Raw genomic sequence first — 14,014 nt, 5'->3', positions numbered from 1 at the left:
GCAGCGTAGAGCGTGTCATGGAATGGGTCGGGCGGGTTCCAGCCTCGAAGAGGTTACGGAGCGCAGTTGTTGCCTTTGACGTTGAGTCCGCCTTCAAGCGAGCCGAGCACCGCAGGTCCGGCGAGGGCGAAGAGGTGCGGGTGTCTGAGCGCAGCGAGTTCCCGCGCCGTCCCTCGACGGGCCGAGGAGCGCAGGGAACCGGTGCGTAGCACCGGCTCGCGGTCGGCGGAGCGTTTCTTTTGGTTACTTTTCCTTTCGCGAAAAGAAAAGTAACGCCCGACCCAACGTCAGTGGCACGCCAGGCCAACCGCAAGGCAGAAATCACCCCAGCATCTCCAGCCCACGCACTTCGGTGATACCCAGCCCCGGCACCTCGCTGATGCTGATCTCCGATTCGTTGAAATGCACGCCGCCGCTGACCGGATCGAACTGGCCCAGCGAGGGACCGTCGAGGTCGACCTTGGTGATCACATCGCTCTTGGCCACGGCCAGGTGCACGGCCGCGGCCACGCTGATGCTCGATTCGATCATGCAGCCGATCATGCACGGCACGCCGTAGATGCCGGCGATGTCGGCGATGCGGATCGCGTTGGACAGCCCGCCGGTCTTCATCAGCTTGATGTTGATGATGTCGGCCGCGCGCTGCTGGATCAGGTCCATCACCTGGCTCGGGCTGAACACGCTCTCGTCGGCCATGACCGGCGTGTTGACGCGGTCGGTGACGTACTTCAGGCCGCTGATGTCGGCGGCCTTCACCGGCTGCTCCAGCAGCTCCAGTACCACGCCGGCTTCCTCCAGCGTGCGCATCGCATGCACCGCCTGCTTGGCGGTCCAGCCCTGGTTGGCGTCCAGGCGCAGCAGGGCGCGGCCCTCCACGGCGGCGTGGATTGCCTTGACCCGTTCGATGTCCAGTCCGATGTCCTTGCCGACCTTGATCTTCAACGACTCGAAGCCGCGTTCGATCGCCGACAACGAATCGGCCACCATCTTGTCGATGTAGTCCACGCTGATGGTGATGTCAGTGGTGATCACCGGGTCGCCGCCACCGAGCATCTGGTACAGCGGGGCACCGTGCAGCTGCGCCCATAGGTCGTACAGCGCGATCTCCACCGCGGCCTTGGCGCTGGTGTTGCGCTCCATCGCGGTCTGCACCAGCGTGCACAGGTGGTTGAGGTTGACCACGTCCTGGCCGATCAGGCGCGGGGCGATGAAGTGGCGGATCGCTTCGATGATCGAGCCGTGCGTATCGCCGGTGATCACTGCGGTGGCCGGGGCTTCACCATAGCCGGTGTTGCCGCTGTCGGTGCGGATCAGCACCACCACGTCTTCCACGGTCTCCACCGTGCGCAGCGCGGTCTTGAACGGTGTCTTCAACGGCACGCGCAGCATGCCCAGTTCGATGGCGGTGATCTTCATTCAGGAGTCTTGGCCCGCAGGCGCTGGATGTTGGTGATGCGGTCGATGTAGCGGACGGTGTCGCTGGCCATCATCGGCTCCAGCGGCGTGACCGAAACACCATTGAGATGGGCCTGCACGCGTTTGCCGTCGGTACCGAACCAGCTGCCGCCCGCCGTATCGTGGATGACCCAGGTGCGGCCCTCGACGTGGCCGATGGCCATCATCACATGACCGGGAATGTAGACCAGGTCGCCCACCTGCAGGCTGGCGACGGCACGGTCGCGCACCGCCTTGCCGTCCTTGCCGGTGAACGGCAGGCGGTCCAGCGCCGGACTGACCGCCTGCGCGCTGGTATTGCGCGGCAGCAGCACGCCAAAGCTGCGGTAGATCTCGGAGACGAAACCGCTGCAGTCGCGGGTGTCGTAGTCGTGGCCCCAGCCGTAGCGTTCGCCGAGGAACTTGAAGCCCTGCTGCAGCAACAGGCGCGGGGTCAGCGGCAGGTAATCGGCGGCGGTGTCCTGCGAGCGCGGCAGCAGCGCCGGCACCAGCTTCAATCGGCCATCGGCCTCGCGTACCGGCAACTGCACCACCCACGAGGCGTGGGCCTGCTGGCCGTTCACCGGCTCTGACGCGGGCCAGTCGGCCAGCACCGGCAGGCGCACGCCCATGTCCAGCTGCAGGCGCGAGACGCGCGGCTCCTCCGGGGTATAGGCGGTCTGCGCGGTGGCGCCGGTGACGATCCGGTACGGTCCCTTCGCGCCGTAGCCGAGCACCGTGGCCTTGTCGCCGCTGGCGATGGCGTCGGCTTCGATCCACGCGCTGTAGCGCTCGCTGTGCACGAACAGCCAACGGCCATCGGTACTGCGATGGACCACGGCCACCTTGTCGCCGGGGAACAGTGCCGATTCCTGGAAGCGGTCGATGTCGGTGTCACCGACGCTGCTGAAGACGCGCTCGCGGGTGGGGAAGGTGCGCAGCGCGGCACGCTTCACCACCATCCCGTAGGCCGGTGCCACCTGGACGGGAATCGCATCGAGACCGAGGTTGGCTTCGATCGCGCTGCGCAGCGCGGGTGCGATCGCCTGGCCCTTGTCGTTGTAGAGGGCGCGGGTGGGCCAGCGCGACAGCGCGGTGATGCTGGCACGCACCGTCGCCGCATCAAGCTGGACGGGCAGTGCGGCAATGTCCTGGATGTGGCTGTCCTGCGCCCGCATCCGCGCGTTCTGCGCTGCGATCTGGGCGCGATCCAGAATCGGTGCATCGGCGCCGTCCAGGCGCGCGGCCCAGTACTGCGGGGTCAGATAGGCCTCGTGCAGGCCGATCACATAGGGCAGCGGCGCACCCGGGTCGGGCGGTGGGGCCGCCTGTGCAAAGGCCGGGGCGGCCAGCAGGCACAGGGCCAGGGTCAAGCGGCGCGGCCAATGCCGGTGCCGTTCGCGGAAAGCCAGGCTCATGCGGTGCACACCCTCCTCGAATGCCTGTTGGAATATTTATTCCTTTTGGCCGCGAAAGCAAGAATAAATTATTGACCAGCGTCCCGGCCCGTGTTACACAGCCGTTACCACCCGCGCTGGGGAAGTGTCGCTGTGGATCCTGCCGTTCGCAAACCGCGTCTGACTGCCGCCGCCGGCCTGAGTGCCGCGCTGCTGCTGTGGGTGTCGACCGCGCACGCAGCAGGCGAGCGCAGCAGCCAGCAGCGCGCGCGAGGAGTGCAGGTGATCGACCTGGTCGACAGCGGCCGTTTCCGCGACGCCGATGCGCTGCTGGCCACTACACCCGCCGCCACAGACGAGCCGTTCCAGCGCGAGCGCATGCGCCGTGTCCGCCTGGATTTCGCCCTCGACGAAAACGCCGCCAAAGACGCCGTACGGCGCGGCATTCCCGATCTGACCGACGAGGAATTTGGGCGCTGGGACCAACTCGGCCTGATCGAGCATCTCGATATCGATGGCGAGCGTTGGTACTTCAAGCGCGCACCCTCCAACCTGTTCCTGCTCAGCGACGAAGCACGCGCGCGCCGCCGCACGGATGCACCGGTGCCGCCTCCGGGCCCCAACGAAGTGCTCAACGCCCACCATGCAGGCGTGGTTGCCGCGGCCGAACAGAGTGGCCAGGCGTCGGTATTGCCGCAGCGCTATGAATTCACCCAGTCGCTTACGGTGAAAGCCGATGTGGTGCCCGCCGGTGAAACGATCCGCGCGTGGATTCCGTACCCCCGCGAGATCCCCGGCCAGCAGGAGCAGGTGCAGTGGCTGGGCAGCACCCCGGGCAAGGCGCGGGTGGCTCCGGCACATACCCAGCAGCGCACCGCCTACCTCGAAGCCAAAGCGGTTGCCGGGCGGCCAACCCGCTTCGAGATCCGCTACGCGGTCACGATCTTCGCCCGGCATACCGCGATCAACCCGGCCGTAGTGCAACCGACCCCGGCCGACCCGGCCCTGAAGCCCTACCTGGCCGAGCAGCTGCCGCATGTGCGCTTCACTCCCGCGCTGAAGCTGTTCTCCGACCAGGTGCTGCAGGGTGAAACGCGCCCGTATGAAGTGGTGCGCAGGCTGTTTGCTGCGGTCGACCGCATTCCCTGGGCCGGTGCGCGCGAGTACTCCACGATCAGCAACATCAGCGATTACGCGCTGCGGGCCGGCCATGCCGACTGCGGGCAGCAGACCCTGCTGCTGATCGCGCTGCTGCGCCTGAACGGTATTCCTGCACGCTGGCAGTCGGGCATGGTGTTCTCCGGCGACGGCAGCGGCTACAACAACCTGCATGATTGGGGGCAGGTCTACCTGGCGCCGTATGGCTGGCTGCCGATGGACGTGACCACCGGCGCACTGGCCAGTGATGTGCCGGCCCTCCGTGACTTCTATCTGGGTGGCCTCGATGGCTACCGCATCGCCTTCAACGACGATTTCGGCCAGCCCTTCGTGCCGGCCAAGCAGCACTTCCGCTCGGAAACGGTCGACTCGCAGCGCGGCGAGGCCGAGTGGGCAGGCGGCAACCTGTACTTCGACCAATGGAGCTACGACTTCCAGTGGCGGGTACTGCCAGCCAGGCAACGCTAGCGCGACACATCGCATTCCACACCATTCAATTCTTGCAGGAGAGAGCAGGGGATGAAGGCTTACAGCATCAAGCGGGCGGCGTTGTGCGTCGCCCTTGGGGCGTGTCTGGGCGTAGTGCTGCCCGGCATCGCGATGGCACAGAACGTGAGCGGCGCAGTTGCCGGCCGTGCAACCGCTGGTGACCAAGTGACCGTGGTCAGCAACAGTACGGGTCTGACTCGTACCGTTACCGTCGGCGCCGACGGCAGCTACCGCCTCGGCCAGCTGCCGGTAGGTGACTACCGGCTGCAGCTCAGCCGCGATGGCCAGAAGCTGGGCGATCAGGTTGCTGTCAGTGTGGCGGTAGGTGGTACCACCACGGTCAACCTGGCCAGTGGCGGCGGCGTCACCAATCTTGATGCCCTGCAGGTGGTCGGCACCCGAGTGGTCAACCGCGTGGACGTCTACTCCACCGAGACATCGTTCAACATCAACCGTCAGGAAATCTCGCGGTTGCCGGTGGCGCAGGACCTGTCTGCGGTCGCGCTGATGGCGCCGGGCGTGGTCGGCGGCAACTCGTCATTCGGCGGCCTGTCGTTCGCCGGTTCATCGGTGGCCGAGAATGCGGTCTTCATCAACGGCCTGAATGTCACCGACATGTACACCCGTCGCGGCTTCAGCACCGCGCCGTTCGCTTTCTTCAAGGAATTCCAGGTCAAGACGGGTGGCTACTCGGTCGAGTTCGGCCGCTCCACCGGTGGCGTGATCAATGCCGTGACCCGTTCGGGCAGCAACGAATTCGAGGGCGGCGTCGAAGTCACCGCCGAGCCCAGTGCGTGGCGCGCCAGTGGCGGCGACCACTTCCATCGTGATGGAACCCCGCATTCGTATGGCAGCCGCGACAACAACTCGTTCCTGAAGACGAACGTCTGGGGCTCGGGGCCGATCGTCAAGGACAAGCTGTTCCTGTTCGCGATGTACGAAGACCGCAACGACAAGGGACACAACACCTCGTCCGACGGCAGCACTTGGTTCAAGAATGATTCCGGCAACGGCTTCTGGGGCACCAAGCTGGACTGGAACATCAACGACAACCACAGCCTGGCGCTGCTGGCGTTCTCCGACGAGGGAGACGTCACCAATGCCTCCTATGGCTACAACTGGAACGCAGACGAGCTCGGTGCATGGGGCGGTGATTCGGTCACCGAGACGGGGGGACGCAACTGGTCGGCAACGTATACCGGCCACTTCGGGCAGAACTTCACCGCGCGCGCCATGGTCGGCCAGAACAACCAGCGTGCCTTCACCAATTCATCGCTGGATCAGGCCTGCAGCCCGGTGTTCACCGACAGTACCTACGGCCCGCGCCTGGGCAAGCTGCAGGGCCTGCGCGCAGGCTGCCACCCTACGGGCACGGCAGTGGCCGAGCGTGACGATACTCGTGACGTGGCGCGACTGGACTTCGAATGGCAGCTGGGTGACCACCTGCTGCGCTTCGGTGTCGACCGTGAGCTGATGACCACAAAGCAGTCCACCCGCTACCCCGGCCCGACCGAACTGAGCTACACCGCCTACGTGGCGCGACCCGGCGATGAAGTCTGGGATGGTGCCAATGCCTACGTACCGGCTGGCGTTACCGAAATGCTGCGTGCGCGAAACCGCAAATCGGGCGGCACGTTCGAGACTGAAGCCAATGCCTTCTACGTGGAGGACATCTGGAACATCACGCCGAACCTGATGCTCAACCTCGGCGTGCGCTGGGACCGTTTCGAAAACCGCACCGCCGCCGGCAAGGCGTTCATCAAGATGGATGACCTGATCGCACCCCGCGTCGGCTTCTCGTGGGACATGCGTGGTGATGGCAGCACCAAGCTGTTCGGCAACGCCGGCCGCTACTACCTTCCGGTTACCAACAACATCAACGTGAACTTCGCCGGTGGCCTCACTGACGAATACAGCTACTACGTGCTCAACGGCTGGGAGCGGAAAACCTCGCCGACAGGCTCACCGTACATGGCACCGATCGTCGGCCAGCAGATCGGCCCGACCGACACCCGCATGAACACCGGCGGTGCCGACCTGCGCCTGAGTGTGGATCGCGACCTCAAGGCGGTCTACCAGGACGAGTACATCCTGGGCTTCCAGAACATGATCAACCAGGCATGGTCGTGGGGCGTCAACGCCACCTATCGACGGATGACCCGTGCGCTGGACGACATCCGTATCAATTACACCCCGTGCGGCCCGACCCCGAGCACGCTGTGGCCGATCGCCAACCCGAGCGAGAGCCTGACGATCTGGGGTGATAAGAGCATCGGCTGCGCCAACGAGGGCTGGATCACCATCGATACCGCCAACAGCGGTTATCGCAAGGGTGGCAGCGGTGAGGTGATCGGTTACTCCAAGCCCAAGCGCACCTACAAGGCACTGGAGTTCCAGATCGACCGTGCATGGGACGAGAAGTGGATGTTCAACGCGTCCTACCTGTGGTCGAAAAGCGAGGGCAATTTCGAAGGCCCTGTGAATTCCGATACCAACTACGGCGACACGGGCATGGTTCAGTTCTGGGACCATCCGGCCACCAACGAGCGCTATGGCGTGCTGTTCAACGACTTCCGCCACCAGTTCAAGCTGCGTGCCGCTTACGCGCTGAACAAGCAATGGTCGTTCGGAACCACGCTGCAGGTGCAGTCCGGTGGTCCCATCACGGCCTACGGCGTGATGTGGCCAAACGATTCCATCGCCGGTGGTAGTACCTCCAGCGAAGGTAGCGGTGGTGGCACCGGCTGGCTGTGCGTGGCCAACTGTTCCGGCCCGTACAACCAGCGGCAGTTCGAGTACAGCCCACGCGGTGCGTTCGGTCGCCTGCCGTGGACCTGGACCATGGGCGCCAATGTGACCTGGCGTTTGCCGGTGGAGGGCATCGACCTCAGTGCACGGCTGTCGGTGTACAACCTGTTCAACAACCAGAAGACCATCAACGTGCACCAGCGCTATGAAGCGCAGCCCGGCCAGTACCGCGAGGCGACGTTCGCCACCGGGACGCGCTGGCAGGCCCCGCGCTACACCCAGCTGGTGGTGACCTGGAACTTCTGAGGCCACGATCCGCGCCGTCCACCGTGACGGCGCGGGCAATGGAGGGGCTGCGCGCATGTACCACCTGCTGATCGTCGCGGCGGCACTGGCCGCACCGTCCGCTTCGGCGACCGACATCGCCTCCCTCGATGCCGACGTCGCCGCCGTGGTCCAGCACGAGCACCTGCCCGGGCTGGCCATGGCGGTGGTCGAGCAGGGGCGTGTGGTGTACCAGCATGCCGAGGGCGCGCGCGGCGACGGCGGCCGCATCGACCAGGACACGCTGTTCAAGATCGCCTCCAACAGCAAGGCGATGACCGCCGCGCTGCTGGCGCGGCTGGTGCAGCAGGGCAAGCTGCGCTGGGAGGATCCGGTGCGGCGGCATCTACCGGGCTTCCGCATGCACGATGCGTGGGTGGGCGAGCAGATGCAGGTGCGCGACCTGCTGATCCACAACAGCGGCCTGGGCCTGGGCGCCGGTGACCTGATGCTGTGGCCGGAGCCGAACGCGTTCACCCGTGCCGACATCATCGCGGGGCTGGCGCACCTGAAGCCGGTCAGCAGTTTCCGCAGCCGCTACGCCTACGACAACCTGATGTACGTGGTGGCCGGCGAACTGGCCGCTGCGACGGGTGGCAAACCGTATGACCAGTTGATGCGCGAGCAGGTGTTCGAGCCGCTGGGCATGACCCGCTGCCAAGTGGGGACGTGGTCGGTGAAGCGGGTCGGCAACGTGGCGCAGCCACATGCCTGGCGTGGCGACCACAATACGGTGGTGAACGCCGATGGTGCGATCAGCCCGGACCTGCCGTCGATGGCCGCCGGCGGCATCCGTTGTTCGCTGCGCGACATGACGCGCTGGATGCAGGTGCTGCTCGATCCCGCCCTGGCACCTGGCTGGTTGGATGCTGAGCAGCGCCGTACGCTGTGGACCCTGCACATGCCGATGCCGCTGGGTGAACGCCAGAGGCGTTGGGACAACGCGCATTTCTACGGCTACGGCTATGGCTGGCGCGTGTCGGACATGGATGGGCAGTGGAAGGTGGCGCACACCGGCACACTGTCGGGCATGTACTCGTCGCTGGCGCTGCTGCCTGAGCGCAAGGTGGGTGTGGTAATGCTGATCAACGGTGAAGGCGAGGATGCGCGCATCGCATTGATGCAGGCCGCACTGAAGCGCTTCACCGCCCCCGATGAGGCGCGTCCGGCGCTGGCGTACCTGGCCGAACTGAAGGCTGACCAGGCCATGCGGGCGGCAGGCGGCCATCAGCGGCCGGCGACGTCGGAGGCACGGCCGACATCGGACGCCGATCTGCCGCGCTGGCAGGGCCGCTACACCGATCCGTGGCTGGGGCCGGCCTCGCTGTGCCCGGGCAAGGACGGCCTGCGCTTCAGCGTGGACAAGTCGCCCCGGCTGGAAGGGGCTGTGCTGCAGCTGCAGGGGCGCTGGCTGCTGCGCTGGGATACGCTGGGCGAAGACGCGCAGGCGTGGCTGCAGCCGGGTGAAGGCCTGGCACCGACACTGGACCTGCGCGCCATCGATCCGGACATCGACTTCAGCTATGACTTCCAGGACCTGCATTTCACTCGTACTGGCGATTGCCCTGGCAGCGACCACCAGCGCCGCTGAGCCACCGCGCGTTTCACCGGCCACCGACGCGGCCAGCGCCGGGCTGGTGGAGATCCGTACGTTGTCGCCGCGCATCGACCTGGACATCCGCTATGCGGGCGCCAACAACTTCACCGGCGCGCGCGTGCCCGGCTACGAGGCGCCTTCGTGCTACCTGCTGGCGCCGGTGGCGAAGGCGCTGGCCGAGGTGGAACAGGACCTGCGCGCCGATGGCTTCGGCCTGCGCCTCTACGACTGCTACCGGCCGGTGCGTTCGGTGCAGGCCTTCGTGGCCTGGGTGAACGATCCGCGCGAGCTCTCGCGCAAGGCACAGCAGTATCCGGACCTGGACAAGCCGCGCCTGCTGGCCGATGGCTACATCGCCGAACGCTCCGGCCACAGCCGCGGTGCCACGGTGGATCTGGGCCTGCTGGATTGCCGAAGCGGTGCATGTGCGCCGTTGGACATGGGCACTGACTTCGACTTCTTCGGGCCACGTGCGTATACGCAGACGAGCGGGCTGAGTGAGACGCAGCACGCGAACCGGCGGCAACTGGTGCAGGCAATGGCACGGCGTGGCTTCGTGAACTATCCGCAGGAGTGGTGGCACTACACGTTCCAGCCGGAACCGGATCCCGGCACCGCGTACGACGTCCCAGTGCTTTAGCGTTTGTTGGCAGGGGGCGCCCTCGACAATTTCCCGCTGCTCTTGGTAGCTGTCGACCTTGGTCGACACGGTAGATCCACGCCATGCGTGGATGCTCTCCGTTCAACCCCGGAGATATTCGATCTCGATGGAGATTCATCCACGCATGGCGTGGATCTACCGGGGCCAGCGGATTGGGTCCGAAGCAGATCCCTTACACTGGCCGCCATCCCACCGTTGCCCATCCGATGAACCTTCCTCTGCACTTCGGCCTGCTCGGTACCCTGGAAGCCGGCGCCATCGCCATGCTGGTTGGGCTGCTGGTGTACTTCCTGTGGTCGCAGCTGTGCCGCCTGCTGCGGTGGTCGATGGGGCACGCGATCGGCTGGTCCTGCGTCATCGCCGTGATCATCGCCGCCGGCATCGATGCGTGGAAGCTGTTCTACATGGGCATCGTGCGGCTGGAATCGCCGCTGTACGCGCGCATCTTCCTGGCCACCATCCACGATCCGAACGAACTTGGCAGCCGTGTGGTGCTGGAAATCGCCGGTGCGCTCGCCGGTGTTGCTCTTGCATGGGTGTTGTTCAGTTCGCGGTCATCGGGAAAAACCGTCGACTGACGCAGGTTTTTCGTTGCCTGCCGGTTAAATGCAGAGGCGCTGAATGCGCATCTTATGAGCCACTCACTTCACCCTAACCACCGCGCTAAAGCATGCGTGGAGGCGAGTGGTTAATCGCATGTGTGCGGGCCGGTCGCGGCGCAAAATCGATTCAGAAACGCGGTGGCAGGGTAGGTGCCGTGCGGAGTCAACACGCCGCGCAACACCACCCAATCGGTAGGAGACACCCCTGATGACTATTCGCAACCGCAAGCCCCTGATCGCGCTGATCGTCGCCGCTGGCAGCGTGCTGGCCATCCCGGCGATGGCCCAGTCGGCCAAGCAGCAGGCCGCGCACGCGCAGAACGAGGCCGCTCAGGCCCAGCAGGCGGCTGCACAGGCCGGCCAGGCCGCCGACCAGGCGACCAATGCGGCCGCAGCGGCATCGGCACAGGCCAATGGCGGTGGCCAGACCTGGGCCAGCATCGATACCGATGGCAACGGCACCATCAGCAAGACCGAGGCGCAGGTGAACGCCGGCCTTGCCCAGGTCTTCGACCAGGCCGATACCAACAAGGACGGCGAGCTGAGCGCCGATGAGTACAAGGCCTACGTGGCCGCCCAGCAGGCCGGCGCCGGTGGCGCAGCGCAGGGTGCACAGGGCAGGTAAGTCCTGCGTCGGGGCGTATGGGAACCCGGGCGGCTTCGGCCGCCCGGGTTTTTTTCGTCACCATGGCCCCTGTATCCTTGCGCGATGAACACCCCCACGCCTGCGCCGTCGCGCGCCATCGGCCTGGTCGGTTTTGACGGTGACGATACGCTGTGGAAGAGCGAGGACTACTACCGCAAGGCCGAGCAGGATTACCTTGACCTGCTGTCGCGCTATGTCGACGTGCATGACACCCAGACCGCCCGCCACCTGCTGGAAGTGCAGCAGCGCCACCTGGGCACCTTCGGCTACGGCGTCAAGAGCATGACCCTGTCGATGATCGAAGCGGCCATCGACATCACCGGCCAGCGCATCGAGGCCAAGGACATCCAGCGCATCCTGGAGATCGGCCACGACACCCTGCGCCACCCGGTCGAGCTGATCGATGGTGTACGCGAAGCGGTGGCGGCCATCGCCGAGCACTACCCGGTGGTGCTGATCACCAAGGGCGACCTGTTCCACCAGGAAGCGAAGATCAAGGTCGCCAACCTGGGCGAGCTGTTCCCGCGCATCGAGATCGTTTCCGAGAAGGACCCGGAGACCTACGCCCGCGTGCTGGCTGAATTCGACCTGCCGATGCAGCGCTTCGTGATGGTCGGCAACTCGCTGCGCTCGGACATCGAGCCGGTGGTGACCCTGGGTGGCTGGGGCGTGCATACCCCGTACGCAGTGACCTGGGCGCACGAGACCCAGCATGGCGTGGCCGACGACGAGCCGCGCATGGTCACCGCCGATACCGCCCACGACTGGCCGGCCGCACTGGCGGCGATCGAGGCAAAGGCCGCTGCGGCCTGACAGGGCCCGTCGGCTGCGGCAGAATCGGGGCATGAACCACCGACTGCGCGCGCTGATGTTGTTCCTGTTGCTGGCGCCGGCCACCGTGCTGGCCCAGCAGACCGCCGAGCGCTCAAGCGCCTACGACGTGGACACCGGCGACAGCTGGGTCGATGCCCAGCTGCAGGACATCAACCATTACGCCGAACGCTACCCCGACGCCTTCCTCGACGAAGTGTCGCGCTATGCCGACGTGCCGCGCGGCTACATCAGCGCGCTGTTCACCACCCACGGCTGGCAGGCCGGAGACATCTATTTCGCCTGCTTCTGGGCCAAGGCCAGTGGCCAGACCTGCCGCGACAGCGTGCGTGCCTTCAGCCAGGACCCGGAGGGCGGCTGGGAGGCGGTGGTCAAGCGAATGCCCACCAAGCCGGACAATCTGCACTACCGGGCTGTGCGCCATGCCATCGTGGCCAGCTACCAGCACTGGGACCGGCCGATCACCCTGGATGCCGCGCTGAAGCGCCAGTTGAAGCGGTAGGGTCGGCCGCTGGCCGGCAATTGCAGCCTTTCCAGGCATCCGGGGTTGCCGGCCAGCGGCCGGCACTACCCCGTCATGTTGCTCTGCGTATCGCCGCCGCCGGGCGCTCCGGCGACAATACGGGTCCGAGCTGTTCCCCGTTCCCGTAATCGAGTGACTGATGAGCGCCTCTTTCGTTTCGCCTGATGTGATCCGCCGCCTGTTTGCGCAGGCCATGTCCCGCATGTACCGCACCGAAGTGCCGCTGTACGGCACGCTGGTGGAACTGGTGGAGCGGATCAACGCGCAGGTGCTTGCCCAGGACCCGGCGCTGGCCGCGCAGCTGCAGCGCAACGACGAGCGTGCGCGGCTGGATGAAGAGCGTCATGGCGCGATCCGCGTCGGTACCGTGCAGGAACTGGCGACGCTGCGCCGCCTGTTCGCGGTGATGGGCATGTACCCGGTCGGCTACTACGACCTGTCGGTGGCCGGCGTGCCGGTGCACTCCACCGCGTTCCGCCCGCTGACCGGCGCGGCGCTGGCGCAGAATCCGTTCCGCGTGTTCACCTCGCTGCTGCGCCTGGAGCTGATCGAAGACGAAGCCCTGCGTGCCGAGTCGGCGAAGATCCTGGCGCGCCGTCGCATCTTCACCGACGGCGCGCTGGCGCTGATCGACCAGGCCGAGCGCGACGGTGGCCTGTCGCAGGCCGATGCCGAGCGCTTCGTCCAGCAGGCGCTGGAAACCTTCCGCTGGCACGGCGATGCCACGGTCGATCTGCCGACCTACCACGCACTGCACAACGCGCACCGCCTGGTGGCTGACGTGGTCAGTTTCCGCGGCCCACACATCAACCACCTGACCCCGCGCACGCTGGACATCGACGCTGCACAGGCGGCAATGATCGAGCATGGCATGGCGGCCAAGGCCGTGATCGAAGGCCCGCCGCGCCGTGCCTGCCCGATCCTGCTGCGCCAGACCAGCTTCAAGGCGCTGGAAGAAGCCGTGCATTTCCCGGATGCCGAAGGTGGCGATGCCGGCACCCATACCGCGCGCTTCGGCGAGATCGAACAACGCGGCCTGGCGCTGACCCCGAAGGGCCGCGCGCTGTACGACCAGCTGTTGTCGCAGGCCCGCGACGCCGGTGGTGAAGGCAGCACCGGCGGCGACTACGGCCAGCGCCTGCAGGCGGTGTTCGCCAGCTTCCCGGATGACCATGACACCCTGCGCCAGGAAGGCCTGGGGTATTACCGCTACCAGCTGACCGACGCTGGCCGCGCCGCGCCGGAGCGCGTGGCCGATCTGCCCGCTGAAGTGCTGGTGGCCGCCGGCCTGGCCACGGCTGACCCGATCGTCTACGAGGATTTCCTGCCGGTCAGTGCCGCGGGCATCTTCCAGTCGAACCTGGGCGGCGAAGAACAGCGCGCCTATGCCGCGCATGCCAACCGCGAAGCCTTCGAGCAGGCCTTGGGCGTGGCGGTGAACGACGAGTTCGAGATCTACGAGCGGCTGCAGGCCGAATCGCTGGCGGCGCTGCGCGGGTAAACCGCTTGCCGTGGAGCCGAGCGTGGGCTCGGCTCTACAGGGATTCTGCGGAGCGGCCCCTTTGTAGAGCCGGCCGCTGGCCGGCTGTTGGGGAAGCCGGCCA

11 protein-coding genes are annotated in these 14,014 nt (G+C 66.2%); 9 read left to right on the top strand and 2 right to left on the bottom strand.

What is annotated here, in order from left to right; translation table 11 throughout:
• Positions 1–321: 321 nt before the first annotated feature.
• Together HMPREF3114_RS09950 and HMPREF3114_RS09945 are read right to left on the bottom strand one after the other, a co-directional pair.
• Entirely contained in the window at positions 322–1,416 is a 1,095-nt protein-coding gene (locus HMPREF3114_RS09950) for a dipeptide epimerase (protein ID WP_070489695.1), read from the bottom strand.
• Entirely contained in the window at positions 1,413–2,852 is a 1,440-nt protein-coding gene (locus HMPREF3114_RS09945; RefSeq protein ID WP_070489693.1) for an SH3 domain-containing protein, read from the bottom strand. The genes HMPREF3114_RS09950 and HMPREF3114_RS09945 overlap by 4 nt, the downstream gene beginning before the upstream one ends.
• A 132-nt stretch (positions 2,853–2,984) precedes the next feature.
• On the opposite strand from HMPREF3114_RS09945, the gene HMPREF3114_RS09940 reads away from it, so the two are divergent.
• The 9 genes from HMPREF3114_RS09940 to HMPREF3114_RS09900 all read left to right on the top strand — a co-directional run bounded on the left by HMPREF3114_RS09940 (position 2,985) and on the right by HMPREF3114_RS09900 (position 13,911).
• Positions 2,985–4,457 carry a transglutaminase-like domain-containing protein gene (locus tag HMPREF3114_RS09940; protein ID WP_070489692.1) on the top strand — a complete coding sequence of 491 codons (1,473 nt, stop codon included), beginning with the start codon at positions 2,985–2,987 and terminating at the stop codon, positions 4,455–4,457.
• Between the two features lie 51 nt (positions 4,458–4,508).
• Positions 4,509–7,532 carry a TonB-dependent receptor gene (locus HMPREF3114_RS09935; protein ID WP_070489690.1) on the top strand — a complete coding sequence of 1,008 codons (3,024 nt, stop codon included), beginning with the start codon at positions 4,509–4,511 and terminating at the stop codon, positions 7,530–7,532.
• A 55-nt stretch (positions 7,533–7,587) separates the two neighbouring features.
• Complete coding sequence (locus HMPREF3114_RS09930) at positions 7,588–9,141, top strand: serine hydrolase domain-containing protein (protein WP_070489687.1); 1,554 nt, start codon at positions 7,588–7,590, stop codon at positions 9,139–9,141.
• Entirely contained in the window at positions 9,074–9,787 is a 714-nt protein-coding gene (locus HMPREF3114_RS09925) for a M15 family metallopeptidase (RefSeq protein ID WP_256337640.1), read from the top strand. Before HMPREF3114_RS09930 ends, HMPREF3114_RS09925 begins: the two co-directional genes overlap by 68 nt.
• A gap of 227 nt (positions 9,788–10,014) precedes the next feature.
• Positions 10,015–10,386 carry a hypothetical protein gene (locus tag HMPREF3114_RS09920; RefSeq protein WP_053499036.1) on the top strand — a complete coding sequence of 124 codons (372 nt, stop codon included), beginning with the start codon at positions 10,015–10,017 and terminating at the stop codon, positions 10,384–10,386.
• A gap of 232 nt (positions 10,387–10,618) precedes the next feature.
• Positions 10,619–11,035 carry an EF-hand domain-containing protein gene (locus tag HMPREF3114_RS09915; protein ID WP_005407824.1) on the top strand — a complete coding sequence of 139 codons (417 nt, stop codon included), beginning with the start codon at positions 10,619–10,621 and terminating at the stop codon, positions 11,033–11,035.
• An 84-nt stretch (positions 11,036–11,119) separates the two neighbouring features.
• The gene (locus HMPREF3114_RS09910; protein WP_053499038.1) at positions 11,120–11,869 is read left to right on the top strand and encodes an HAD family hydrolase; all 750 of its coding nucleotides are present in this window, start codon (positions 11,120–11,122) and stop codon (positions 11,867–11,869) included.
• A 31-nt stretch (positions 11,870–11,900) separates the two neighbouring features.
• Positions 11,901–12,389, top strand: coding sequence for a hypothetical protein (locus HMPREF3114_RS09905; RefSeq protein ID WP_005415036.1), 489 nt, complete (start codon positions 11,901–11,903; stop codon positions 12,387–12,389).
• 160 nt (positions 12,390–12,549) lie between these two features.
• A complete protein-coding gene (locus HMPREF3114_RS09900) occupies positions 12,550–13,911 on the top strand; it encodes a 2-oxoadipate dioxygenase/decarboxylase HglS (protein ID WP_053499040.1) in 1,362 nt (453 codons plus the stop codon).
• The last annotated feature ends 103 nt before the right edge of the window (positions 13,912–14,014 follow it).

Source organism: Stenotrophomonas sp. HMSC10F07 (assembly GCF_001807895.1).
Taxonomy (GTDB): domain Bacteria; phylum Pseudomonadota; class Gammaproteobacteria; order Xanthomonadales; family Xanthomonadaceae; genus Stenotrophomonas; species Stenotrophomonas sepilia.
Note: the sequence above shows the minus strand (reverse complement) of the source record. Positions and strands in the feature narration are given on the sequence as shown.

Bases quoted from the DNA above. Each gene is read 5' to 3' on its own strand.
- HMPREF3114_RS09905 (WP_005415036.1), top strand. From the start codon at position 11,901: ATGAACCACCGACTGCGCGCGCTGATGTTGTTCCTGTTGCTGGCGCCG.
- HMPREF3114_RS09910 (WP_053499038.1), top strand. From the start codon at position 11,120: ATGAACACCCCCACGCCTGCGCCGTCGCGCGCCATCGGCCTGGTCGGT.
- HMPREF3114_RS09930 (WP_070489687.1), top strand. From the start codon at position 7,588: ATGTACCACCTGCTGATCGTCGCGGCGGCACTGGCCGCACCGTCCGCT.
- HMPREF3114_RS09900 (WP_053499040.1), top strand. From the start codon at position 12,550: ATGAGCGCCTCTTTCGTTTCGCCTGATGTGATCCGCCGCCTGTTTGCG.
- HMPREF3114_RS09915 (WP_005407824.1), top strand. From the start codon at position 10,619: ATGACTATTCGCAACCGCAAGCCCCTGATCGCGCTGATCGTCGCCGCT.
- HMPREF3114_RS09945 (WP_070489693.1), bottom strand. From the start codon at position 2,852: ATGAGCCTGGCTTTCCGCGAACGGCACCGGCATTGGCCGCGCCGCTTG.
- HMPREF3114_RS09920 (WP_053499036.1), top strand. From the start codon at position 10,015: ATGAACCTTCCTCTGCACTTCGGCCTGCTCGGTACCCTGGAAGCCGGC.
- HMPREF3114_RS09925 (WP_256337640.1), top strand. From the start codon at position 9,074: ATGACTTCCAGGACCTGCATTTCACTCGTACTGGCGATTGCCCTGGCA.
- HMPREF3114_RS09950 (WP_070489695.1), bottom strand. From the start codon at position 1,416: ATGAAGATCACCGCCATCGAACTGGGCATGCTGCGCGTGCCGTTGAAG.
- HMPREF3114_RS09935 (WP_070489690.1), top strand. From the start codon at position 4,509: ATGAAGGCTTACAGCATCAAGCGGGCGGCGTTGTGCGTCGCCCTTGGG.